31 protein-coding genes are annotated in these 21,473 nt (G+C 35.2%); 28 read left to right on the top strand and 3 right to left on the bottom strand.

Annotated elements, in window-relative coordinates:
• Positions 1–15 precede the first annotated feature (15 nt).
• The 3 genes from Q7C23_RS17520 to Q7C23_RS17510 all read right to left on the bottom strand — a co-directional run bounded on the left by Q7C23_RS17520 (position 16) and on the right by Q7C23_RS17510 (position 6,511).
• Positions 16–1,587 (bottom strand): SusD/RagB family nutrient-binding outer membrane lipoprotein, encoded by a 1,572-nt coding sequence (locus Q7C23_RS17520; RefSeq protein WP_375033712.1) that lies wholly within the window; start codon positions 1,585–1,587, stop codon positions 16–18.
• 13 nt (positions 1,588–1,600) lie between these two features.
• Entirely contained in the window at positions 1,601–4,726 is a 3,126-nt protein-coding gene (locus tag Q7C23_RS17515; RefSeq protein ID WP_375033711.1) for a SusC/RagA family TonB-linked outer membrane protein, read from the bottom strand.
• 84 nt (positions 4,727–4,810) lie between these two features.
• Positions 4,811–6,511 (bottom strand): hypothetical protein, encoded by a 1,701-nt coding sequence (locus Q7C23_RS17510; protein ID WP_375033710.1) that lies wholly within the window; start codon positions 6,509–6,511, stop codon positions 4,811–4,813.
• A gap of 183 nt (positions 6,512–6,694) precedes the next feature.
• Here Q7C23_RS17510 and rpsL point away from each other — a divergent pair, with 183 nt between their 5' ends.
• The 28 genes from rpsL (at position 6,695) to rpsM (ending at position 21,471) form a co-directional block, all read left to right on the top strand.
• A complete protein-coding gene (gene rpsL, locus Q7C23_RS17505) occupies positions 6,695–7,078 on the top strand; it encodes a 30S ribosomal protein S12 (RefSeq protein ID WP_007136570.1) in 384 nt (127 codons plus the stop codon).
• Between the two features lie 23 nt (positions 7,079–7,101).
• The gene (rpsG, locus tag Q7C23_RS17500) at positions 7,102–7,578 is read left to right on the top strand and encodes a 30S ribosomal protein S7 (RefSeq protein ID WP_007803600.1); all 477 of its coding nucleotides are present in this window, start codon (positions 7,102–7,104) and stop codon (positions 7,576–7,578) included.
• A gap of 10 nt (positions 7,579–7,588) precedes the next feature.
• Complete coding sequence (gene fusA / locus Q7C23_RS17495) at positions 7,589–9,745, top strand: elongation factor G (protein ID WP_375033709.1); 2,157 nt, start codon at positions 7,589–7,591, stop codon at positions 9,743–9,745.
• A gap of 11 nt (positions 9,746–9,756) precedes the next feature.
• The gene (rpsJ, locus tag Q7C23_RS17490) at positions 9,757–10,062 is read left to right on the top strand and encodes a 30S ribosomal protein S10 (RefSeq protein ID WP_007803605.1); all 306 of its coding nucleotides are present in this window, start codon (positions 9,757–9,759) and stop codon (positions 10,060–10,062) included.
• Positions 10,063–10,465: 403 nt separating this feature from the next.
• Positions 10,466–11,083, top strand: coding sequence for a 50S ribosomal protein L3 (rplC, locus tag Q7C23_RS17485; RefSeq protein ID WP_007803612.1), 618 nt, complete (start codon positions 10,466–10,468; stop codon positions 11,081–11,083).
• Entirely contained in the window at positions 11,083–11,712 is a 630-nt protein-coding gene (rplD, locus tag Q7C23_RS17480) for a 50S ribosomal protein L4 (RefSeq protein ID WP_026982957.1), read from the top strand. Before rplC ends, rplD begins: the two co-directional genes overlap by 1 nt.
• A gap of 7 nt (positions 11,713–11,719) precedes the next feature.
• Positions 11,720–12,010, top strand: coding sequence for a 50S ribosomal protein L23 (gene rplW / locus Q7C23_RS17475; protein WP_017495018.1), 291 nt, complete (start codon positions 11,720–11,722; stop codon positions 12,008–12,010).
• A 9-nt stretch (positions 12,011–12,019) separates the two neighbouring features.
• Complete coding sequence (gene rplB, locus Q7C23_RS17470; protein ID WP_007803623.1) at positions 12,020–12,844, top strand: 50S ribosomal protein L2; 825 nt, start codon at positions 12,020–12,022, stop codon at positions 12,842–12,844.
• A gap of 6 nt (positions 12,845–12,850) precedes the next feature.
• A complete protein-coding gene (gene rpsS, locus Q7C23_RS17465; protein ID WP_012022488.1) occupies positions 12,851–13,129 on the top strand; it encodes a 30S ribosomal protein S19 in 279 nt (92 codons plus the stop codon).
• A gap of 6 nt (positions 13,130–13,135) precedes the next feature.
• Positions 13,136–13,549: a 50S ribosomal protein L22 gene (gene rplV, locus Q7C23_RS17460; RefSeq protein ID WP_007803631.1), complete on the top strand. Its 414-nt coding sequence runs from the start codon at positions 13,136–13,138 to the stop codon at positions 13,547–13,549.
• A 5-nt stretch (positions 13,550–13,554) separates the two neighbouring features.
• Positions 13,555–14,316 (top strand): 30S ribosomal protein S3, encoded by a 762-nt coding sequence (gene rpsC / locus Q7C23_RS17455; protein ID WP_007803635.1) that lies wholly within the window; start codon positions 13,555–13,557, stop codon positions 14,314–14,316.
• Between the two features lie 19 nt (positions 14,317–14,335).
• Positions 14,336–14,761, top strand: coding sequence for a 50S ribosomal protein L16 (gene rplP / locus Q7C23_RS17450; RefSeq protein WP_007803637.1), 426 nt, complete (start codon positions 14,336–14,338; stop codon positions 14,759–14,761).
• Positions 14,762–14,774: 13 nt separating this feature from the next.
• Positions 14,775–14,966 carry a 50S ribosomal protein L29 gene (rpmC, locus tag Q7C23_RS17445; RefSeq protein ID WP_007803639.1) on the top strand — a complete coding sequence of 64 codons (192 nt, stop codon included), beginning with the start codon at positions 14,775–14,777 and terminating at the stop codon, positions 14,964–14,966.
• 17 nt (positions 14,967–14,983) lie between these two features.
• Entirely contained in the window at positions 14,984–15,244 is a 261-nt protein-coding gene (gene rpsQ, locus Q7C23_RS17440) for a 30S ribosomal protein S17 (protein ID WP_007803646.1), read from the top strand.
• Between the two features lie 2 nt (positions 15,245–15,246).
• On the top strand, positions 15,247–15,615 hold the full coding sequence (gene rplN, locus Q7C23_RS17435) for a 50S ribosomal protein L14 (protein WP_007803649.1): 369 nt from the start codon (positions 15,247–15,249) through the stop codon (positions 15,613–15,615).
• 11 nt (positions 15,616–15,626) lie between these two features.
• Positions 15,627–15,941, top strand: coding sequence for a 50S ribosomal protein L24 (gene rplX, locus Q7C23_RS17430; protein WP_375033708.1), 315 nt, complete (start codon positions 15,627–15,629; stop codon positions 15,939–15,941).
• Between the two features lie 2 nt (positions 15,942–15,943).
• Entirely contained in the window at positions 15,944–16,495 is a 552-nt protein-coding gene (gene rplE, locus Q7C23_RS17425; RefSeq protein WP_017495015.1) for a 50S ribosomal protein L5, read from the top strand.
• A 3-nt stretch (positions 16,496–16,498) separates the two neighbouring features.
• A complete protein-coding gene (rpsN, locus tag Q7C23_RS17420) occupies positions 16,499–16,768 on the top strand; it encodes a 30S ribosomal protein S14 (protein WP_007803655.1) in 270 nt (89 codons plus the stop codon).
• 105 nt (positions 16,769–16,873) lie between these two features.
• The gene (rpsH, locus tag Q7C23_RS17415; protein ID WP_017495014.1) at positions 16,874–17,272 is read left to right on the top strand and encodes a 30S ribosomal protein S8; all 399 of its coding nucleotides are present in this window, start codon (positions 16,874–16,876) and stop codon (positions 17,270–17,272) included.
• A gap of 18 nt (positions 17,273–17,290) precedes the next feature.
• Positions 17,291–17,833 carry a 50S ribosomal protein L6 gene (gene rplF, locus Q7C23_RS17410; RefSeq protein WP_056195281.1) on the top strand — a complete coding sequence of 181 codons (543 nt, stop codon included), beginning with the start codon at positions 17,291–17,293 and terminating at the stop codon, positions 17,831–17,833.
• Between the two features lie 11 nt (positions 17,834–17,844).
• A complete protein-coding gene (gene rplR, locus Q7C23_RS17405) occupies positions 17,845–18,195 on the top strand; it encodes a 50S ribosomal protein L18 (protein ID WP_007803661.1) in 351 nt (116 codons plus the stop codon).
• Positions 18,196–18,198: 3 nt separating this feature from the next.
• Positions 18,199–18,723, top strand: coding sequence for a 30S ribosomal protein S5 (gene rpsE / locus Q7C23_RS17400; protein WP_085950926.1), 525 nt, complete (start codon positions 18,199–18,201; stop codon positions 18,721–18,723).
• 12 nt (positions 18,724–18,735) lie between these two features.
• Positions 18,736–18,918: a 50S ribosomal protein L30 gene (gene rpmD, locus Q7C23_RS17395; protein WP_017495010.1), complete on the top strand. Its 183-nt coding sequence runs from the start codon at positions 18,736–18,738 to the stop codon at positions 18,916–18,918.
• An 11-nt stretch (positions 18,919–18,929) separates the two neighbouring features.
• Positions 18,930–19,382: a 50S ribosomal protein L15 gene (rplO, locus tag Q7C23_RS17390; RefSeq protein WP_026982954.1), complete on the top strand. Its 453-nt coding sequence runs from the start codon at positions 18,930–18,932 to the stop codon at positions 19,380–19,382.
• Between the two features lie 13 nt (positions 19,383–19,395).
• Positions 19,396–20,742 carry a preprotein translocase subunit SecY gene (gene secY, locus Q7C23_RS17385; RefSeq protein ID WP_056195286.1) on the top strand — a complete coding sequence of 449 codons (1,347 nt, stop codon included), beginning with the start codon at positions 19,396–19,398 and terminating at the stop codon, positions 20,740–20,742.
• A 7-nt stretch (positions 20,743–20,749) separates the two neighbouring features.
• Positions 20,750–20,965 carry a translation initiation factor IF-1 gene (infA, locus tag Q7C23_RS17380; protein ID WP_007136545.1) on the top strand — a complete coding sequence of 72 codons (216 nt, stop codon included), beginning with the start codon at positions 20,750–20,752 and terminating at the stop codon, positions 20,963–20,965.
• Positions 20,966–20,977: 12 nt separating this feature from the next.
• Positions 20,978–21,094, top strand: coding sequence for a type B 50S ribosomal protein L36 (gene ykgO, locus Q7C23_RS17375; protein ID WP_072945378.1), 117 nt, complete (start codon positions 20,978–20,980; stop codon positions 21,092–21,094).
• Between the two features lie 2 nt (positions 21,095–21,096).
• Positions 21,097–21,471 carry a 30S ribosomal protein S13 gene (gene rpsM, locus Q7C23_RS17370; protein ID WP_056245953.1) on the top strand — a complete coding sequence of 125 codons (375 nt, stop codon included), beginning with the start codon at positions 21,097–21,099 and terminating at the stop codon, positions 21,469–21,471.
• Positions 21,472–21,473: the final 2 nt, after the last annotated feature.

Below are 21,473 nucleotides of genomic sequence, written 5' to 3'. Positions count from 1 at the left end.
TATAGTTTATTGGAATTATTTAGCCCAAATAAGTTTTGTGTCTAATTTATCTCCACCAATTGCAGCAGCAGCAGCAGCTACGTTAGCACCATTTAACTGTTGTAAGTTAACTGGATAAGTAAATCTGGCTGGCATTGCAGTTAAGTTGTTTAACGCTGTAAAAGTGTAAGTTGCAACACCTTCTTGCGGCACATTGAAAGCGTAAGACTGACCTGGTTGAAGAAGTGTGTCAGGATATCCTGTTCTTCTGTACTCAGCATATGCTTCATATGGCTGCATGAAAAGAGCAATGTATTTTTGAGTAATTACATTTTCTTTATTCGCAGCAGGCAGAGCAGTAATGTAAGCATCAATTTTAGCAGGTGCTACACCCCAACGTAACATAGAAGCTCTAACACCAGCTTGGTATTCAGCAGTAGACCAATTTTTGCTTTCAGATACTAAAAATGCAACTTCAGCATATTCCATTAAGATTTCTGTATAGTCTTGCTTTAATACACTTGAACTCCAAAAAGAAGTATTTGGTCTTTGTCCTGCAGCTTGTGCACTTGTAATACCATAAGGCATACCAACATATTGCGTTAAGTCATCTGTTTCAGTATATGCGTTATCTCTCACGTTTGCTTTAGTAGCTGTTTTAGGAGCAGCATATTTTTGTAACCTTGGGTCAACTTCAAAATCTCCTAAATTTCCTTTCAATAAATCAACAAATGTGTTTGAAATAGCGAAATCAGTTCTGTTGCTAATGTAGAAATCATTGTAAAATGGACTTGGAAGTACATTGTCTTTTTGGTATTTCAATCCAACAGTATCTTCATTAGAAGTCATAACTCCACCAGCAATAGCGTCAGTGATATGTGCTTCAGCTCCAGGAACAACACCTTTAACTCTTGTTGCAATTCTCAATCTTAAAGAGTTTGCAAATTTGATAAGTTTTGCAGGGCTTTTGAAAAGCTGATCACCACTAGTAAGTATAGGTTCAGATGGAACAACCATTGCAGCTGCCTCTTTTAATTCTTTCATAAGATCCGTGTAAATCTTTACTTGAGAAGCAAATTTAGGTTTGATGTATTTGTCTAACTGTAAAGCTTGAAAATCTGGGTCAGCATTTCCATAAGAATAGTAAGGAACATCACCATAAGCATCGACAAGTTGTAAGAAAGTATAAGCTAACATTACTCTCGCTGCAGCGATTTGGTTATTGTTGTTTCCATAAACAGCAGCCTGAACTTTAAGATTTGGATCTGTATTCATTTGGATCATCGTCTTGAAGTCATTCGCAGTTAAATAGTAATCACCGTATAAACTTTGGTTGGTAACTTCTCTAAATTGGAAACGATCTTCTTCTGTATAATTTCTTTGTGCAGAATACTGAACCCATGGTAATGCCATTCTTCCTGAAGAAAAACTTCCTCTGGAGTTCGTCATTAAATTATATACAGCTCCGTTAAAAACTCCAGCAGGAGTAGTAGCTAAAATGTCTGGCTGGTTTGGGCTTACATTTAAGTCAGCTAAATTATCATCACAACTTACAGTAGTAGTAAGAAGTGTGGCAATCGATAATATTGATATGAATATTTTTTTCATCGTGATTTTTTTTTTAGAATTTTAATTCTAGATTCATTCCGTATGTTCTAGTTGAAGGTAAAGAACCTCCCTCTAAACCTTGTGTGTTACCACTGCCATATGAAGCCATCTCTGGATCCATTCCTTTCCAATCTAATCCCCATGTAAATAAGTTTCTGGCAAATAAAGAGAATCTGATATCAGCAAAAGGTCCGATTATTTTTTTTGGTAATGAATATCCAAAAGTAACTTCTCTTAGTTTTACATAGCTAGCGTCAAAAACGTTCATTGCATCAAGACCATAGTGCTGTTGAGCCCAAGCTTGTCCCGCTAATTCAGTTGTGTTTTTTGTTCCGTCTTCGTAAACTGCATCAACAACTACACCATTTTCTCTAAGACCAGGTGTTGCAGTGTGCTCTAACATACCAGAGTAAGATCCCCACATGTGTGAAGTAGAGAAATAACTTCCACCTTCCTGCATGTCAATTAAGAAACCAAAATTTAAATTTTTGTATTTAAAGTTGTTTCTTAAACCCATATTATAATCAGGAGTAATAGTTCCTAAAGATTTTTGTGCAGTAGGAATATAAGCTCCGTCAGCATCAACTACTTTATTACCATTAGCATCGTAAGTAAAATCAGTTCCGTAGATTTGTCCATACTGTTGTCCAACAACCGCTAATAATCTAGCTTGGAATGGAGCATTTGCAATCGTTAATTCGTTAACATCTGGAATTAGCTCAACTAATCTATTGTCGTTTTTAGCAAAGTTCCAAGTAATGTCCCATCTGAAGTCTGCTGTTCTTACAGGGTTCACCGTTACAGTAGCCTCAATACCTTTATTTTGTAATTTTCCTGCGTTTTGTAATGCAAAATTGTAACCAGTAGATGGATCAACTTGGATTGGTGTAATCAAATCTGTTGTTACAACATCATAGTAAGTTAAATCAATTCCTAATCTTCTGTCAAGTAAACTTAATTCTAAACCTACCTCTTTAGTAGTTTTTAACTCTGGTTTCAATAAAGGATTCCCAGCAGTTCCTGGCTGGCTGTATCTTGGTGCTCCTTGGAAGTTAATTGAGGTATCAGCTAAGTTTTGTTGTCTGTAAGCAAAAGTTGCGTTACCAGCTTGTGCCCATCCACCTCTAAGTTTACCATAATTTAACCAAGAGATATCAGTTAACTCTGAGAAAATAAAACTTCCAGTAACAGAAGCGTAGTTTACAGATTTGTATACTGTACTAAACCAATCTTGTCTGTCTGTAGCTTCTAAGAATAAAAAGTCATCATATCCTAATGAAACGAAACCATAAACACTATTAATTCTTTCTTTGTTATCTAAATTAGTAGATTGTGCAGGACTTGCGCTGTTTGATAAGTTGTATTGATTTGGAAGAACTAAACCTCCAACAGTATTTCCAGAAACTCTTGTTAAGTATGAATTTCTTCTGTTAACCCCTGCAAATGAATTAAGACTAAATTTATCAAATTTTTTGTCATAATGCAAACGACCTTCATAGTTGAAATCAGTTAAAGTTCTTGAGCTAGTTGTAAAGCTTGAAAGTGCTTGTGAACCAATAGCAACTCTTTCCTGAATAGCCAAGTTATAGATATCAGCATAAACGTTACCTACAGCATATAATTCTGGTGTAAAGTTGTAAGTGATTTTTCCGTTACCATAAATTCTGTTTCTTGTGTCATTTGATGTGTTCTCATTGATAATCCAGTATGGGTTATCTGAGTAGTTAGGCGTTGCATCATCCCAAGCAATTCTATTCCAAGATCTTTGAGCACCGTTTGCTAGTTTATAATCTTTCAATTCATCATAATCCAACTGTCTTTGACCCCATTGGTAAAATTTTTGCCCTAAACCATTATCACCATACCCAACTTCAGGTCTGTTAAAACCTCTTGTTTGAACATAAGTTACCATACTCTCAACTTTAAGCTTGTCGCTCATTTTTGTGTTAGCGTTAAGCGAGAAAGTGTTTTTTGTTAAACTAGAGTTTGGAACAATACCTTCTGTTTTTTGGTTTGTAAATGCAAATCTTACTCCAGAATCCTGAGTGTTTTTAGCGAAAGAGATCGAGTTAGTTCTTGTAATACCAGTATTAAAGAATGATCTAACATCGTTTTGTGGGTTTACCCATGATTTTTCTTTTAAATAATCATTAGAAAATTCCGGATCAAATGCGTTCCAAGGTAGATATTTTAAAGTTGGATCGTATTTTGGACCCCAGCTTTCGTCTGTAGCATAATCAGCAATCTTGTAAGTCTGACCGTTGATAACTTGTTCTTGAAAAGTTGAAGAACTACCTCCTCCATACTCATGTTGTAAGTTTGGCATGATGTACACGTTTTCGAACGTAATACCAGTGTTGAAAGCAATTTCCGCTTTACCACCTGATTTTTTTGCTGATTTAGTAGTGTACAAAATAGCACCGTTACCAGCTCTACTTCCGTAAAGAGCAGCAGCAGGTCCTCCTTTAAGTACAGTTACAGATTCGATATCATCTGGATTAATATCTGCAGAAGCATCACCGTAATCTCTACCTCCAGCACCTCTTTGAGTGTTGCTTGTGTTGTAGTTACCGTTGTCTAATGGAATACCGTCAATTACGATTAAAGGTCTGTTTTCTCCTGTTACAGATCCAACACCTCTAAGAACAACTCTTGTAGAACCTCCCATTGTAGACGGAGAAGTAACTTGCAAACCTGCAACGTTACCAGATAATGCAGAAACCGCATTATTAGTACCACCTTCATTAATGATGCTACCTTTTAAATCTTGAGCAGCATAACTGATGGATTTTTTCTCTCTTTTAATTCCTAAAGCGGCTGTAATAACAACGCTTTCAAGCTCTACTGAATCGTCAGTCAATTTTACGTTGATAACTGATGAGCTTGCCGCTATCTCTTGGCTTTTCATACCAATGTAGCTAAATACCAAAACTTGGCTTGTTGACGCTTTGATAGAGAATTTACCATCAAAATCGGTTTGCGTTCCAGATTTTGTTCCTTTCACCAATACACTTACACCTGGAAGAGGCATACCTGCATTATCAGAAACAGTTCCTGAAACAGCTCTTTCTTGCGCAAAAGTTAGTTGCGCCACTAGTACTAATAAAAGCACTAAGAATCCATTGAACTTTAGTTTCATTTTTAAATATTTTGAATTAGTCTCGCAAAACTCTTAATAATTTGTTAACTTTCCTAGTGATTTTTTTTTTTTTTTAATTAAACCCTAAAATTTAACATTATAACATAAGTTTACGATAGTGTTATATAATTGTAATTCGCTTGTGTTGGAACCCCCGTTTGTCAGAGTTATCGTTAGTAATCCGTTTGTTGTTTGAATAGTTGTGCCAATTCCTAATCCTATTAATTTTTTTATTTTTTCAGGGTCGGAAATCGTCGTTAAGTCTTGATATAAGCCATAATCTGTAATTGTGTTTGCATATATATTTTTTGAAAATTGATATCTGTACTCTGTAAGAATTAGTGAATTAAAGTTGGATTGCAGGCTGTTTTCTAAAAAGCCTCTAATGGAATTTATTCCCCCAAATCGAAAGAGTTCATTTGAAATGTAGTTTTTGCTCTTCAGGTAAAAATTTTGTGAATTTATGTTAATGAAATTTTTTTCATTAAGCTTGAAGTTATAAGACGCATTTAGATTGATGTAAAATTGTTGGCTTGGTTCAGCTGTATTTACGTTGTTATTTGTGTCTCTTTTTCCAAACCCAGTTATGAAGTTTAAAGTGGCTTTTTGCGCCATTAAATTATTGAGGTAATTTATTTTTTTGAACTCGTATGTTGAAGTGATGTATGAGTTTTTGAAATCGCTAATTGTTTTGCTGTTTGTGTTCTGAATGTCGCTGGATTCTGTTGATTGATATCCTAGATAGATTTTGGAATGGTAAGTAATGTAGTAAGCTAAATCGATTGCTGTTTTTGTGTTCTGAAAAGTGCTGTCTTGTTTGAAAATATTCAATTGTGCTTTTAGTCCCAATGAAGATTTAAATATATACGGGATTTCCAGTTTGGTGTTAAAAGTTGTTTGCTGGTTTCCGTCGCTTTTCCAGTATAATGAAAATTGTTCTCCGGCATGAAGGGTATTGAGTAGTGAAATGTCTAAGTACCCGTTTATGTTTATTTTTTGATCGTTGTCGTTTGAAAAACCAATGTATCCATCAAATGTATTTGCTTTTCTTTTTTCAAGATAAACGTAGATTTTGGTTGAGTCATTTGTGAATAGTATTTCTGGATATTTTGTTTGATTTGCAAAATCATAGCTATTGATTTCGTCGTAAAGTTGTTTTGTGATTTCTTGATTGAAAGTTTTGTGCAGGTATTTTTTATTGAGTTCTTTTAGATGTCCTTTCGGGAAAGTAGTCTTGTCTTTGCTGTTTGTGTAATTTAGAATAATGGAATTTACCTGTCTTTTTTTTTCGGATTTAAAATTTAGGCTTGCAAAAATTATTGAATCCTTTTTTTGAATATTTTCGAGTTTTATTTTGCTTAATGCAAATCCTTGTTTTTCTGCCTCGATTATTTTTTGACTTAGGTATGTTTCGGCTTCGTCGTAAGGTAAAATTAAGGTGTCCTTTTTGATTTTATCTAAAGCAAAAAAAGGATTATTTATACCTATATATATATGGATGTATTTTATTCGTGATTTCAGAGCGAGAATGGATATGTATGTACTGTCGTTTATCTTGTTTGTTTCCAGTATTTTATTGTCCAGGTAGCCTTTTTTGGAAAGCTTTTCTGAAGTGCTATTTATTTCGTTGTATAAGGATTTTATATTAGTGTGTTTAATAGTATAATTTAAGGAGTCAATCGTTTTGTTTTCAGGGTCGTTTGTTCCTTTAATTGTTAGATGAAAATTTTGAGCATAACAGCTTAGAGATATGCTTGAAAAAAATATGTATAATAACTGTTTCAAGGGGAATAATTTGATTTGTTAAAAGTATTGAAAATATATGTCGTTTGTTTCTAAAAAGATAAGCTTAAATAATGTTATTGAAAATTAATGGATTAACGTTTGTATAGTGAAAAATATTTTATACATTTGCAACCCCGTAAAAAGCGGGAATTTAATATACATAATAAATTTTTAGTATTAATTATGCCAACAATTCAACAATTAGTAAGAACAGGAAGAACTCAGATAACTAAGAAGAGTAAATCGGTTGCTTTAGATTCTTGTCCTCAAAGAAGAGGGGTTTGTACGCGTGTTTACACTACTACACCAAAAAAACCAAACTCTGCAATGCGTAAAGTTGCGCGTGTACGTTTGACAAATGGTAATGAGGTGAATGCATACATCCCTGGAGAAGGACACAATTTACAAGAGCACTCGATAGTATTAGTTAGAGGCGGAAGGGTAAAAGATTTACCAGGTGTTAGATATCATATCGTTCGTGGAGCGCTTGACACGTCAGGAGTTGCAGGAAGAACGCAAAGAAGATCTAAGTACGGTGCTAAACGCCCAAAAGAAGCAAAAAAGTAATTTAAAACTTTTAAGAAAAAGACATGAGAAAAAGAGCGGCAAAGAAAAGACCACTTTTACCAGATCCGAGGTTTAACGACCAATTGGTAACGCGTTTTGTGAACAACTTAATGTGGGACGGTAAGAAATCTACAGCTTTCAAAGTATTTTATGATGCAATTGATATCATCGAATCTAAGAAGCAAGATTCAGAAAAATCTTCATTAGAAATTTGGAAAGATGCTTTAACTAACGTTATGCCTCACGTAGAAGTACGTAGTCGTAGAGTTGGTGGAGCTACATTTCAGATTCCAATGCAAATTAGACCAGACAGAAAAATTTCTATGGCAATGAAGTGGTTAATACTTTATTCTAGAAGAAGAAATGAAAAATCTATGGCACAACGTTTAGCGTCAGAATGTTTAGCTGCTGCTAAAGAAGAAGGTGCTGCGGTTAAGAAAAGAATGGATACTCACAAGATGGCAGAAGCTAATAAAGCTTTCTCTCACTTTAGATTTTAATTCGTAAGAAATGGCTAGAGATTTAAAATATACAAGAAATATCGGAATTGCTGCTCACATTGATGCTGGTAAAACAACAACAACTGAGCGTATCCTTTTTTATACTGGGAAATCACATAAAATTGGTGAGGTGCACGATGGTGCTGCAACAATGGACTGGATGGCGCAAGAGCAAGAAAGAGGTATTACAATTACTTCTGCTGCTACAACTTGTGAGTGGAATTTTCCAACTGAGCAAGGTAAAATTTTGCCAAACTCATTGCCTTACCACTTTAATATTATTGATACTCCTGGACACGTTGACTTTACTGTAGAGGTGAATCGTTCTTTGCGTGTGCTTGATGGATTGGTTTTCTTGTTTAGTGCTGTTGATGGTGTTGAGCCACAATCAGAAACTAACTGGAGACTTGCAGATCAGTATAGAGTTCCACGTATGGGATTCGTTAACAAGATGGACCGTCAAGGATCTAACTTTTTGGCAGTTTGTCAACAAGTTCGTGATATGTTAAAATCAAATGCTGTTGCGATCACTTTGCCAATTGGTGAAGAAAATGATTTCAAAGGTGTTGTGGATTTAGTAAAAAACCAAGCTATCATTTGGCATGATGCAACTCAAGGGGCAACTTTTGATATTGTTGAAATTCCTGCTGATATGGTTGCTGAAGTTAAGGAATATAGAGATATTCTTATTGAAGCAGTTGCTGATTACGATGAGAACTTGCTTGATAAGTATATGGAAAATCCAGATTCTATCACAGAAGAAGAGATTAACAATGCTCTTAGAGCTGCAACTATGGACATGGCTATCATCCCGATGATTGCTGGTTCTTCTTTCAAAAACAAAGGAGTTCAATTCATGTTGGATGCAGTTTGTAAGTACTTGCCTTCTCCAATGGATAAAGAAGGTATCGAAGGAATTCATCCTGATGATGCTGAGCTATTAGAAGAAGATCAAACTAAAATCTTGCGTAAGCCAGATGTAAAAGAGCCGTTCGCTGCTTTAGCATTTAAAATTGCTACTGACCCATTCGTAGGTCGTTTGGCTTTCTTCCGTGCTTACTCTGGACGTTTAGATGCTGGTTCTTATGTTTTGAACACTCGTTCAGGAAATAAAGAAAGAATTTCTCGTATCTACCAAATGCACGCTAACAAACAAAATCCAATCGAATTTATTGAGGCTGGAGATATTGGAGCTGCTGTTGGATTTAAAGATATCAAAACTGGAGATACATTGTGTGATGAAAAACACCCAATTATTCTTGAGTCTATGAAATTCCCTGCGCCGGTAATTGGTATTGCAATTGAGCCTAAAACTAAAGCTGACGTTGATAAGATGGGTATGGCTTTAGCTAAATTAGCTGAAGAAGATCCAACATTTACTGTTAGAACAGATGAGGCTTCGGGGCAAACTATTATCTCAGGTATGGGTGAGCTTCACTTAGATATCTTGGTAGATCGTATGAAACGTGAATTTAAAGTTGAAGTAAACCAAGGTGAGCCTCAAGTTGAATATAAAGAAGCGTTTACAAGAACTGCAACACATAGAGAAACTTACAAAAAACAATCAGGAGGTCGTGGTAAATTCGGTGATATCGTATTTACGCTTGAGCCGGCTGATGAAGTTGATGGAAAAGTTCCTGTTGGATTACAGTTTGTTAATGCAGTAAAAGGTGGTAACGTTCCTAAGGAATATATCCCTTCTGTAGAAAAAGGTTTCCGTGAAGCTATGAAAACTGGTCCTTTGGCTGGTTATCAAGTGGATAGTTTGAAAGTAACTTTGACAGACGGATCTTTCCATCCTGTCGATTCTGATGCGCTTTCTTTTGAATTAGCAGCAAGAATGGGTTATAGAGAAGTGGCTAAGGCTGCTGGAGCAATTATTTTGGAGCCTATCATGAAAATGGAAGTTATTACTCCTGAAGAAAACATGGGGGATATCGTAGGTGATATCAACCGTCGTAGAGGTCAGGTTAATGACATGGGTGACAGAAATGGTGCTAAAACTATTAAAGCTGATGTGCCTTTGTCAGAGATGTTTGGATATGTAACAACATTAAGAACATTATCTTCTGGTAGAGCTACTTCAACTATGGAGTTTTCACATTATGCAGAGACACCTTCTAATATTTCAGAAGCTGTAATTAAAAAAGCAAAAGGTAACGCTTAATTCTTAAGAAAATGAGTCAAAAAATCAGAATAAAACTAAAATCTTACGATCACATGTTGGTAGATAAATCTGCTGAAAAGATCGTAAAAACAGTAAAAACTACTGGAGCAGTTGTAACAGGTCCAATTCCGTTACCAACTCACAAAAAACTTTTCACTGTGTTACGTTCTCCGCACGTTAACAAAAAAGCGAGAGAGCAATTTGAAGTAATGTCATACAAGAGATTGATTGATATTTATTCATCTTCATCTAAAACTATTGATGCTTTAATGAAACTTGAATTGCCAAGTGGGGTTGAAGTAGAAATAAAAGTATAATTTTTTATTATATTTTATATAGAAAAGCGAGACAGTAATGTCTCGCTTTTTTTATTGTTATGATTTCTTGTTTTATAATTTTTGATCATTAGCTTTAAGATTGTTGATGTTTTATTTTTGAGTGAAATGTCTTTTATTTAGGGCTTTGCGGACCATTTTTAAAGTTAAGATTGTGTAATTGTTAAGAAAAATGTTTTCGGGAGTAAAAATGCTTGTGATGAATTTTTATAATTAAAGCAAGATGTTTGAATGAAGCTTTGGAGCTTGAATTTTGATAATGAGCGATTTAATTTTTGTAACTGTTTGGTATATTCAATTTTAATGTCTACTTTTGCACTCCCTGTTTGGAAATTTCTGTTATTTTCAAATTGAAGGGAATTTTAGTAATTAATAATTAATATTTATGTCTGGGTTAATTGGTAAAAAAATCGGCATGACTAGTATTTTCGACGAAAACGGGAAAAACATTCCTTGTACAGTAATCGAGGCTGGGCCGTGTGTTGTTACCCAAGTCAGAACCAAAGGTGTTGACGGGTACGAAGCGTTGCAACTAGGTTTCGATGACAAAAACGAGAAACATTCTACTAAAGCGGCTTTAGGTCACTTTAAAAAAGCTGGAACTGTTGCTAAGAAAAAAGTCGTTGAATTCCAAGATTTCGCAACTGAACAAAAATTAGGAGATCTTATTGATGTTTCTATTTTTGCTGAAGGAGAATTTGTAGATGTACAAGGTGTATCTAAGGGTAAAGGTTTTCAAGGTGTTGTAAAACGTCACGGATTTGGTGGTGTTGGTCAAGCAACTCATGGTCAACATAACCGTTTAAGAGCGCCAGGTTCTGTGGGAGCTTCTTCATATCCATCTAGAGTATTCAAAGGAATGCGTATGGCTGGAAGAATGGGAGGAGATAATGTAAAAGTACAAAACCTTAGAGTTTTAAAAGTGGTTGCTGAAAAGAACCTGCTTGTTATTAAAGGATGTGTTCCTGGACATAAAAACTCTTATGTAATCATTCAGAAGTAATGGAAGTAAAAGTATTAGATTTCAACGGAAAAGATACTGGAAGAAAAGTTCAACTTTCTGATTCAGTATTCGCAATTGAACCAAACAATCACGCTGTATACCTTGATGTTAAGCAATATCTTGCTAATCAAAGACAAGGAACTCACAAAGCTAAAGAAAGAGCTGAGGTGACAGGAAGTACACGTAAGATTAAAAAACAAAAAGGAACTGGTACTGCTCGTGCGGGAAGTATTAAGAATCCATTGTTTAAAGGTGGTGGAACAGTTTTTGGACCAAGACCAAGAAGTTATTCATTCAAATTGAATAAATCTTTGAAAAGATTGGCTAGAAAATCAGCTTTCTCAATCAAAGCAAAAGAGGCGAATATCATCGTTCTTGAAGACTTTAATTTTGAAGCGCCAAACACTAAAAATTTCATTAACGTTTTGAAAGCTTTAGGGTTAGAAAATAAAAAATCTCTATTTGTGTTGGGAGAGTCGAATAAAAATGTATATTTGTCCTCACGCAATTTAAAGGCTTCTAATGTCGTAACTAGCTCGGAATTAAGCACTTACGCTATTTTAAACACTAACAATTTAGTGCTTTTAGAAGGTTCTTTGGAGTTAATTGAAGAAAATTTAAGCAAATAATAGGAATATGAGTATCATAATTAGACCTATAGTAACAGAAAAAGTAACCAAAGAAAGTGAAGTTTTAAACCGCTTCGGATTCGTTGTTGACAAAAAAGCAAACAAAGTTCAAATTAAGAAAGCTGTTGAAGCTGCTTATGGAGTAACTATCGTTTCAGTTAACACGATGAACGTAAGACCGGATAGAACTACAAAATACACTAAAAGTGGTTTGATCAGTGGAAAGACAAATGCAATTAAGAAAGCGATTGTTCAAGTACAAGAAGGAGAAACAATTGATTTTTACAACAATATCTAAGATAGAAAAATGTCAGTAAGAAAATTAAAACCTATTACCCCAGGTCAGCGATTTAGAGTTGTGAATGGTTATGACGCCATTACAACTGATAAGCCGGAACGCTCTTTGATAGCGCCGATAAAAAACTCTGGAGGTAGAAATAGTCAAGGAAAGATGACCATGCGTTATACGGGTGGTGGTCACAAGCAGAGATATCGTATTATTGATTTCAAAAGAACTAAAGACGGAATTCCGGCTACAGTGAAATCAATCGAATATGATCCAAATCGTACTGCATTTATCGCTTTGTTAGCTTATGCTGATGGAGAGAAAACTTATGTAATTGCTCAAAACGGATTGAAAGTTGGTCAGAAATTAGTTTCTGGTCCAGAATCTCAACCGGAAATTGGTAATACATTGCCTTTAAGCAGAATTCCTTTAGGAACTGTAATCTCTTGTATTGAGTTACGTCCAGGTCAAGGTGCGGTAATCGCTCGTTCAGCTGGTACATTTGCTCAATTAATGGCAAGAGATGGAAAATATGCTACAATTAAAATGCCATCTGGTGAAACAAGATTGATCTTGTTAACTTGTTCGGCTACAATTGGAGCTGTTTCTAATTCAGACCACCAATTAGTTGTATCTGGTAAAGCAGGTAGAACAAGATGGTTAGGAAGAAGACCTAGAACAAGACCTGTTGCAATGAACCCTGTTGATCACCCAATGGGTGGTGGAGAAGGACGTTCTTCTGGTGGACATCCACGTTCAAGAAATGGAATACCAGCAAAAGGTTATAGAACTCGTTCTAAGAAAAACCCGAGTAACAAGTATATCGTAGAACGTAGAAAGAAATAATAAGATATGGCACGTTCATTAAAAAAAGGACCTTTCGTTCATTATAAGTTAGACAAGAAAGTTCAGGAAAACGTAGAAAGTGGTAAAAATAGTGTAGTAAAGACATGGTCTAGAGCTTCTATGATTACTCCGGATTTCGTTGGACAAACAATCGCAGTTCATAACGGTCGTCAATTTGTACCAGTTTACGTAACAGAAAACATGGTAGGTCACAAATTAGGAGAGTTTTCACCAACTAGATCTTTTAGAGGTCATGCTGGAGCAAAAAATAAAGGTAAAAAATAAGAAGCAATGGGAGTTCGTAAAAGAGAAACAGCAGATGCGAGAAAAGAGGCTAATAAGTCTATTGCTTTCGCAAAATTGAATAACTGCCCTACTTCACCTAGAAAAATGCGCTTAGTAGCGGACTTGGTAAGAGGTCAGAAGGTAGAAAGAGCACTTAACATCTTAAGATTCAGTTCTAAAGAAGCTTCAAGAAAATTAGAGAAACTATTATTATCTGCAATCAACAACTGGGAGCAAAAAAATAGTGAAGGTAATTTAGAAGAAGCTGGATTATTTGTTAAAGAGATCAGAGTAGATGGTGGAATGATGTTGAAAAGACTTCGTCCAGCTCCACAAGGTCGTGCACACAGAATAAGAAAACGTTCTAATCACGTAACAATCGTGCTTGGAGCTATCAATAACACACAAAGCAATTCTTAAGCAGCATGGGACAAAAGACAAATCCAATTGGAAATAGACTTGGTATCATCAGAGGGTGGGACTCAAACTGGTATGGTGGAAATGATTACGGTGATAAACTTGCCGAAGATCACAAAATCAGAAAGTATATCCACGCTCGTTTATCAAAAGCTAGTGTATCAAAAGTAATCATCGAGAGAACTTTGAAACTTGTAACCGTTACTATCACTACTGCCAGACCTGGTATCATTATCGGAAAAGGTGGACAAGAGGTAGACAAGTTAAAAGAAGAACTTAAGAAAGTTACTGACAAAGAGGTTCAAATCAACATCTTTGAAATCAAAAGACCTGAATTAGATGCTTATCTTGTGGCGACAAGCATCGCTCGTCAAATCGAAAGCCGTATTTCTTACAGACGTGCAATCAAAATGGCTATTGCTGCTTCTATGCGTATGAACGCTGAAGGTATCAAAGTTTTGATTTCTGGTCGTTTGAATGGTGCTGAGATGGCGCGTTCAGAAGGTTTCAAAGAAGGTAGAATTCCTCTATCAACTTTCAGAGCTGACATTGATTATGCTTTGGCTGAAGCTCATACTACTTACGGTAGAATGGGTATCAAAGTATGGATCATGAAAGGTGAAGTTTATGGAAAGAGAGATCTTTCTCCACTTGCAGGAATGGATAAAAAACAATCTGGAACTGGTGGTGGTAAAGGTGGCGATTCTCCGAGAGGAGACAGAAAACCTTTTAATAAAGGTGGAAAACCAGACGCTCGTAAAAGAAAGTAAATTTTTAAACTAAAGAAAAATGTTACAGCCTAAAAGAACAAAATACCGTAAGGTACAGAAAGGTAAAATGAAAGGTAACTCTCAAAGAGGGCATGAACTTTCTAATGGAATGTTTGGTATTAAATCTGTACATGAAGATGGAATGTTCTTAACGTCTCGTCAAATCGAAGCTGCGCGTATTGCTGCAACTCGTTTCATGAAGAGAGAAGGACAATTATGGATCAAAATATTTCCAGACAAACCAATTACTAAGAAGCCTCTTGAGGTACGTATGGGTAAAGGTAAAGGTGCCGTTGAATATTGGGCTGCCGTTGTTAAACCCGGAAGAATTATGTTTGAAGTTGGAGGAGTTCCTTTATCAGTTGCAAAAGAGGCTTTACGTCTTGCAGCTCAAAAGCTTCCAGTAAAAACTAAATTCGTCGTTGCTAGAGATTTCGAAGCATAATTAAATTTATATTATGAAACAATCAGAAATAAAAGATCTTTCTGCAGCGGAGTTGCAAGAAAAACTTAGTCAAACTAAGAAAATATATGCTGACCTAAAAATGGCTCACGCTATTTCTCCAATTGAGAACCCACTTCAAATTAGAAGTGTAAGAAGAACAGTTGCAAGATTAGCTACAGAGTTAACTAAAAGAGAGTTACAATAATTGTATTCTGCTGAAAGATGGAAGAAAAAAGAAATTTAAGAAAAGAAAGAATAGGTGTTGTTACTTCAAATAAAATGGATAAGTCTATTGTTATTGCTGAAGTAAGAAAAGTAAAACACCCATTATACGGTAAGTTCGTGTTGAAAACAAAGAAATACGTTGCACACGACGAAACAAACGACTGTAACATTGGAGATACTGTAAGAATTAGCGAAACGCGTCCTTTAAGTAAAACAAAATGTTGGAGATTAGTTGAAATCTTAGAAAGAGCTAAATAATTATGGTACAACAGGAATCAAGACTAAAAGTAGCAGATAACACGGGAGCAAAAGAAGTTTTAACTATCCGTGTTTTAGGAGGTACCAAAAGAAGGTATGCCTCTGTTGGTGACAAGATTGTAGTATCTATTAAAGATGCAACTCCTAACGGTAACGTTAAAAAAGGAGCTGTTTCAACTGCAGTTGTTGTACGTACCAAAAAAGAAGTGAGAAGAGCTGATGGTTCTTATATCCGTTTCGATGATAATGCATGTGTTCTTTTGAACGCTGCAGGAGAAATGAGAGGAACTCGTGTTTTTGGTCCGGTAGCAAGAGAACTTCGTGAAAAACAATTCATGAAAATTGTATCATTAGCACCAGAAGTGCTTTAATTCGTTTTAAGATGATAAAGCTAAAAATAAAATCAGGAGATATCGTAAGAGTTATTGCTGGAGACCATAAAGGTGCTGAAGGTAAAGTTTTACGTGTTTACCGTGAGAAAAATAAAGCGATAGTTGAAGGTGTAAACATGGTTTCGAAACATACAAAACCAAGTGCTAAAAACCCTCAAGGTGGTATCGTTAAGAAAGAAGCTTCTATACAAATATCTAACATTTCACTAATTGATCCTAAAACAAAGGAAACAACTAGAGCTGGTATTAGAGTAGAAGGAGATAAGAAAGTAAGATTTTCAAAAAAATCTAATCAAGTACTATAGTAATGGCATATACACCTAGACTAAAAGAAGAATATAAGAGTAGAGTAATCTCTGCTCTTAAAGAGGAATTCGGATATACAAACGTAATGCAAGTTCCAAAACTTGAAAAAATCGTTTTGAGCCGTGGAGTTGGTGCAGCTGTATCTGATAAAAAACTTATTGACTATGCAGTTGATGAGTTGACAAAGATCACTGGACAAAAAGCAGTATCTACAATTTCAAAGAAAGACGTTGCGTCTTTTAAATTGAGAAAAGGGATGCCTATTGGAGCAAAAGTTACTTTACGTGGTGAAAGAATGTATGAGTTTTTAGATAGACTTATTACTTCTGCTTTGCCGCGCGTTAGAGATTTTAGTGGTATCAAAGCTACTGGTTTCGACGGAAGAGGTAATTACAATCTTGGAGTTTTGGAGCAAATCATTTTCCCTGAAATTGATATTGACAAAGTAAACAAAATTTCAGGAATGGATATTACATTTGTTACTACTGCAAAAACAGACAAGGAAGCAAAGTCATTATTGGCTGAATTAGGATTACCTTTTAAAAAGAATTAAGACATGGCTAAAGAATCAATGAAAGCCCGTGAGGTGAAAAGAGAGAAAACGGTAGCTAAGTATGCTGAGAAAAGAAAAGCTTTAAAAGAAGCTGGAGATTTTGAAGGTTTACAAAAATTACCGAAAAATGCTTCACCGGTTCGTTTACACAATCGTTGTAAATTAACAGGTAGACCAAGAGGTTATATTCGTCAATTTGGTATTTCACGTGTAACTTTCCGTGAGATGGCTAATAATGGATTAATTCCTGGAGTTAAAAAGGCGTCTTGGTAATCTCGCAATAAGTTACTACTTTTGCAAACCAAAAAATAATTTTTAATTGATTAAAGGTTCGGGAGGCGGGTGCCTCCCGAAAACCATAATCGCAATCAAATACATATGTATACAGATCCTATTGCAGATTATTTGACTAGAGTTCGTAACGCTGTGGCTGCAAACCACAAAGTTGTTGAAATTCCAGCTTCTAATCTAAAAAAAGAAATAACTAAGATCTTATTTGATCAAGGTTATATCTTGAGTTACAAATTTGAAGACAACTCTGTTCAGGGTTCAATCAAAATCGCTTTAAAGTATGATAAAGATACTAAAGAGCCTGTAATTAAAGATATCCAAAGAATTAGTAAACCTGGTTTACGTAAATATGCAGGTGCTGCCAAATTACCAAGAATCCTTAATGGATTAGGAATTGCAATTGTTTCAACTTCAAAAGGTCTTATGACTGGAAAGCAAGCGAAACAATTAAATGTAGGTGGTGAAGTAATTTGTTACGTATACTAATTTTAAAGACTAAATAAGATGTCAAGAATAGGTAAAAGCCCAATTGTAATCGCTGCTGGAGTAACTGTAGAAGTTAAGGACGGTATCGTTACGGTAAAAGGAAAAAAAGGTCAACTAACTCAGGAGTTTTCGGACATTACTGTAAAAGTTGAAGGCGATCAGGTTCTATTAGAAAGATCGTCTGATCATAAAGACCAAAGAGCAAAACACGGATTATACAGATCATTAATCAATAATATGATAATTGGTGTATCTGAAGGTTTTACAAAAGAACTTGAATTAGTTGGAGTTGGTTATAGAGCTTCAAACCAAGGTCAAAAGTTAGATTTAGCTCTTGGATATTCTCACAATATTGTTTTAGAAGTTGCTCCAGAAGTGGTTTTAGAAACAATATCTGAAAAAGGTAAAAACCCTATAGTAAAATTAACATCATTTGATAAACAACTTTTAGGTCAGGTTGCTGCGAAAATCAGAGGTTTCCGTAAACCAGAGCCATACAAAGGAAAAGGTGTTAAATTTGTGGGTGAAGTATTAAGAAGAAAAGCAGGTAAATCAGCTTAAAAAATAAGATTATGTCATTAACAAAATCTGATAGAAGACAGAGAATTAGATTCAGAATTAGAAAATCGATTAGTGGTACTGCTACTAACCCAAGACTATCTGTATTTAGAAGTAACAAAGAAATTTACGCTCAACTTATTGATGATGTAAATGGAGTTACTATATTAGCTGCATCTTCAAGAGAAAAAGAAATAGGAAAAGGTACTAACGTTGAAATTGCTGCTGCTGTTGGAAAATTAGTTGCAGAGAAAGCGTTAAAAGCTGGGATTGATACCATCACTTTTGATAGAGGAGGTTATTTATATCACGGTCGTATTAAATCATTAGCAGAAGGCGCAAGAGCGGCTGGACTTAAATTCTAATATATTATGTCTAAATACAAAAATGTAGAATTGGTAAAACCAAGTGGTCTTGAACTTAAAGATCGTCTGGTAAGTGTTAATCGTGTTACTAAGGTTACAAAAGGTGGTAGAGCTTTCGGTTTTTCTGCTATTGTAGTTGTAGGTGATGAAAACGGAGTGGTTGGTCACGGATTAGGAAAATCTAAAGACGTTTCTGAAGCAATTGCGAAAGCAGTAGAAGATGCTAAGAAAAATTTAGTAAAAATTCCTTTGAATGGACAATCTGTTCCTCACGAACAAAAAGGTAAATTTGGTGGTGCACGTGTATTCTTAATTCCTGCTTCTCATGGTACAGGAGTTATTGCTGGTGGAGCTGTTCGTTCAGTTCTTGAATCAGTAGGTATTCACGATGTATTATCTAAATCTCAAGGATCATCAAATCCTCATAACGTAGTGAAAGCAACTTTTGATGCTTTATTACAAATGAGAAGCGCTCACACTGTTGCAAAACAAAGAGGTGTTTCTTTAGAAAAAGTTTTTAAAGGTTAATTCAAGGAAATTATGGCTAAATTATTAGTAAAACAAGTAAGAAGCAAAATCAACTGTCCTCTTTCTCAAAAGAGAGGTTTGGAAGCTTTAGGTCTACGTAAAATGGGACAAGTTGTAGAGCATGATTCAAACCCTGCTATCCTTGGTATGATAAACAAAGTTAAACACTTAGTTTCTGTTGAAGAAGCTAAATAACAAATACTGTTATGAATTTAAGTAACTTACAACCAGCTGAAGGATCAACGCACAATCAAAATAAAAGATTAGGTAGAGGAGAAGGTTCTGGAAAAGGTGGCACTGCTGCAAGAGGTCACAAAGGGGCAAAATCTCGTTCTGGTTATTCTAAAAAGATTGGTTTTGAAGGAGGGCAAATGCCACTTCAAAGACGTGTGCCTAAGTTTGGTTTCACAAACATCAATCGTAAAGAATACGAAGGTGTTAATTTAGATACGCTTCAATTATTAGTAGACAATGGTGTGATTACTGATTCTGTTTCTATGACAGATTTCGTAGCAAATCGTCTAGCTACCAAAAATGAAATCGTTAAGATTTTAGGTAGAGGAGAATTGAAAGCAAAATTAAAAGTAACTGCCCACAAATTTACTGCTACTGCAAAAGCTGCTATTGAAGCTGCTGGTGGAGAAGCTGTAACTATATAACTTATCTATTAAGATGAAGAAATTTATTGAATCAATAAGTAATGTTTGGAAAATCGAAGAACTGAAAAACAGAATCTTAATTACATTAGGATTGCTTTTAGTATATCGTTTTGGTGCACACGTTACGCTTCCTGGAATTGACGCCACTCAATTAACTGGTTTAGCGGGACAAACTAAAAATGGTTTAGGATCTATCCTAGACATGTTTACTGGGGGTGCTTTCTCTAAAGCTTCAGTTTTTGCTTTAGGTATTATGCCTTATATTTCTGCGTCTATTGTGGTTCAGTTGATGGGAATTGCTATTCCTTATTTACAAAAACTTCAAAATGATGGAGAAAGTGGTAGAAAAAAGATTAATCAAATCACTCGTTGGTTGACTATAGCTATTACACTGGTTCAAGGTCCAACTTATATCTATAATTTATACAGAACATTGCCTGGTAGTGCATTCTTACTAGGCTTTAATTCTCCTGAATTTTTGTTCTCATCTGTTATTATTTTAGTGACAGGTACGATCTTTGCTATGTGGCTTGGAGAGAAAATTACAGATAAAGGTATTGGAAATGGAATTTCATTATTAATTATGGTTGGTATCTTAGCTCGTTTACCTCAAGCTTTTATTCAAGAGTTTACAACGAGAGTTACCAATAACAATGGAGGTCCAATGTTATTAGTTATTGAAATTATTGTGTGGTTATTAGTGATTATAGCTTGTGTATTGCTTACAATGGCAGTACGTAGAATCCCGGTTCAGTACGCTCGTCGTACAACAACTGGTGATTATGAGCAAGATTTAGCAGGTGGTAATAGACAATGGATTCCTCTTAAGCTTAATGCTTCTGGAGTTATGCCAATCATTTTTGCTCAGGCAATTATGTTTATACCTGCAGCTGTAGCTGGATTGTCTAAATCAGACACATCACAATCTATTGTTGGAGCATTTAGTAATATGTTCGGTTTTTGGTATAATTTTGTATTTGCAACTTTAATTATTGTATTTACATTCTTTTACACTGCAATTACGGTTCCTACTAACAAAATGGCTGATGATTTAAAAAGAAGCGGTGGTTTTATCCCGGGAGTTCGTCCAGGTGCTGAAACTTCGGATTTCTTAGATAAAGTGATGTCTTTAATAACTTTCCCAGGATCTTTATTCCTTGCTTTGATTGCTGTATTCCCAGCTATTGTTGTAAGTATTATGGATGTACAACAATCTTGGGCAATGTTTTTTGGAGGTACCTCATTAATAATTATGGTTGGAGTTGCAATAGATACTATTCAGCAAATCAATTCATACTTGTTAAACAAACATTATGATGGTTTAATGAAGACTGGTAAAAATAGAAAAGCGGTAGCTTAATATATTTATGGCAAAACAATCAGCAATAGAACAAGACGGATCAATCATTGAAGCATTATCAAATGCGATGTTCCGTGTAGAGTTAGAAAATGGACATATTGTAATTGCTCATATTTCTGGTAAGATGCGTATGCATTACATCAAATTATTACCTGGTGATAAAGTGAAACTGGAAATGAGCCCTTATGATTTGTCAAAAGCAAGAATTACTTATCGATATTAAAGGATATTCACTATGAAAGTTAGAGCATCAGTAAAAAAGAGAAGTCCCGAGTGCATCATTGTGCGTAGAAAAGGGAGATTGTACGTAATAAACAAAAAGAATCCTAGATTTAAACAAAGACAAGGATAATTATGGCAAGAATAGCAGGGGTAGATATCCCAAAAAATAAAAGAGGTGTTATAGCACTTACCTATATCTTTGGATTAGGAAGAAGTAGAGCTATTGAGATTTTAGAAAAAGCTCAAGTTAGCCAAGACAAAAAAGTTCAAGATTGGAATGATGACGAGATCGGAGCAATTCGTGAAGCTGTTGGAGCATTCAAAATTGAAGGAGAATTACGTTCTGAAGTTTCTTTGAACATCAAACGTTTAATGGATATTGGTTGTTACAGAGGTATCCGTCATAGATCTGGTCTTCCGTTAAGAGGACAAAGAACTAAAAACAACTCTAGAACAAGAAAAGGTAAAAGAAAAACTGTTGCTAACAAGAAAAAAGCAACTAAATAATA

It is taken from the genome of Flavobacterium sp. LAR06 (assembly GCF_041946075.1).
GTDB lineage: Bacteria > Bacteroidota > Bacteroidia > Flavobacteriales > Flavobacteriaceae > Flavobacterium.
This window is presented reverse-complemented; position numbering and strand designations above follow the sequence as displayed.

Bases quoted from the DNA above. Each gene is read 5' to 3' on its own strand.
- Q7C23_RS17520 (WP_375033712.1), bottom strand. From the start codon at position 1,587: ATGAAAAAAATATTCATATCAATATTATCGATTGCCACACTTCTTACT.
- Q7C23_RS17515 (WP_375033711.1), bottom strand. From the start codon at position 4,726: ATGAAACTAAAGTTCAATGGATTCTTAGTGCTTTTATTAGTACTAGTG.
- rpsL (WP_007136570.1), top strand. From the start codon at position 6,695: ATGCCAACAATTCAACAATTAGTAAGAACAGGAAGAACTCAGATAACT.
- rpsG (WP_007803600.1), top strand. From the start codon at position 7,102: ATGAGAAAAAGAGCGGCAAAGAAAAGACCACTTTTACCAGATCCGAGG.
- fusA (WP_375033709.1), top strand. From the start codon at position 7,589: ATGGCTAGAGATTTAAAATATACAAGAAATATCGGAATTGCTGCTCAC.
- rpsJ (WP_007803605.1), top strand. From the start codon at position 9,757: ATGAGTCAAAAAATCAGAATAAAACTAAAATCTTACGATCACATGTTG.
- rplC (WP_007803612.1), top strand. From the start codon at position 10,466: ATGTCTGGGTTAATTGGTAAAAAAATCGGCATGACTAGTATTTTCGAC.
- rplD (WP_026982957.1), top strand. From the start codon at position 11,083: ATGGAAGTAAAAGTATTAGATTTCAACGGAAAAGATACTGGAAGAAAA.
- rplW (WP_017495018.1), top strand. From the start codon at position 11,720: ATGAGTATCATAATTAGACCTATAGTAACAGAAAAAGTAACCAAAGAA.
- rplB (WP_007803623.1), top strand. From the start codon at position 12,020: ATGTCAGTAAGAAAATTAAAACCTATTACCCCAGGTCAGCGATTTAGA.
- rpsS (WP_012022488.1), top strand. From the start codon at position 12,851: ATGGCACGTTCATTAAAAAAAGGACCTTTCGTTCATTATAAGTTAGAC.
- rplV (WP_007803631.1), top strand. From the start codon at position 13,136: ATGGGAGTTCGTAAAAGAGAAACAGCAGATGCGAGAAAAGAGGCTAAT.
- rpsC (WP_007803635.1), top strand. From the start codon at position 13,555: ATGGGACAAAAGACAAATCCAATTGGAAATAGACTTGGTATCATCAGA.
- rplP (WP_007803637.1), top strand. From the start codon at position 14,336: ATGTTACAGCCTAAAAGAACAAAATACCGTAAGGTACAGAAAGGTAAA.
- rpmC (WP_007803639.1), top strand. From the start codon at position 14,775: ATGAAACAATCAGAAATAAAAGATCTTTCTGCAGCGGAGTTGCAAGAA.
- rpsQ (WP_007803646.1), top strand. From the start codon at position 14,984: ATGGAAGAAAAAAGAAATTTAAGAAAAGAAAGAATAGGTGTTGTTACT.
- rplN (WP_007803649.1), top strand. From the start codon at position 15,247: ATGGTACAACAGGAATCAAGACTAAAAGTAGCAGATAACACGGGAGCA.
- rplX (WP_375033708.1), top strand. From the start codon at position 15,627: ATGATAAAGCTAAAAATAAAATCAGGAGATATCGTAAGAGTTATTGCT.
- rplE (WP_017495015.1), top strand. From the start codon at position 15,944: ATGGCATATACACCTAGACTAAAAGAAGAATATAAGAGTAGAGTAATC.
- rpsN (WP_007803655.1), top strand. From the start codon at position 16,499: ATGGCTAAAGAATCAATGAAAGCCCGTGAGGTGAAAAGAGAGAAAACG.
- rpsH (WP_017495014.1), top strand. From the start codon at position 16,874: ATGTATACAGATCCTATTGCAGATTATTTGACTAGAGTTCGTAACGCT.
- rplF (WP_056195281.1), top strand. From the start codon at position 17,291: ATGTCAAGAATAGGTAAAAGCCCAATTGTAATCGCTGCTGGAGTAACT.
- rplR (WP_007803661.1), top strand. From the start codon at position 17,845: ATGTCATTAACAAAATCTGATAGAAGACAGAGAATTAGATTCAGAATT.
- rpmD (WP_017495010.1), top strand. From the start codon at position 18,736: ATGGCTAAATTATTAGTAAAACAAGTAAGAAGCAAAATCAACTGTCCT.
- rplO (WP_026982954.1), top strand. From the start codon at position 18,930: ATGAATTTAAGTAACTTACAACCAGCTGAAGGATCAACGCACAATCAA.
- secY (WP_056195286.1), top strand. From the start codon at position 19,396: ATGAAGAAATTTATTGAATCAATAAGTAATGTTTGGAAAATCGAAGAA.
- infA (WP_007136545.1), top strand. From the start codon at position 20,750: ATGGCAAAACAATCAGCAATAGAACAAGACGGATCAATCATTGAAGCA.
- ykgO (WP_072945378.1), top strand. From the start codon at position 20,978: ATGAAAGTTAGAGCATCAGTAAAAAAGAGAAGTCCCGAGTGCATCATT.
- rpsM (WP_056245953.1), top strand. From the start codon at position 21,097: ATGGCAAGAATAGCAGGGGTAGATATCCCAAAAAATAAAAGAGGTGTT.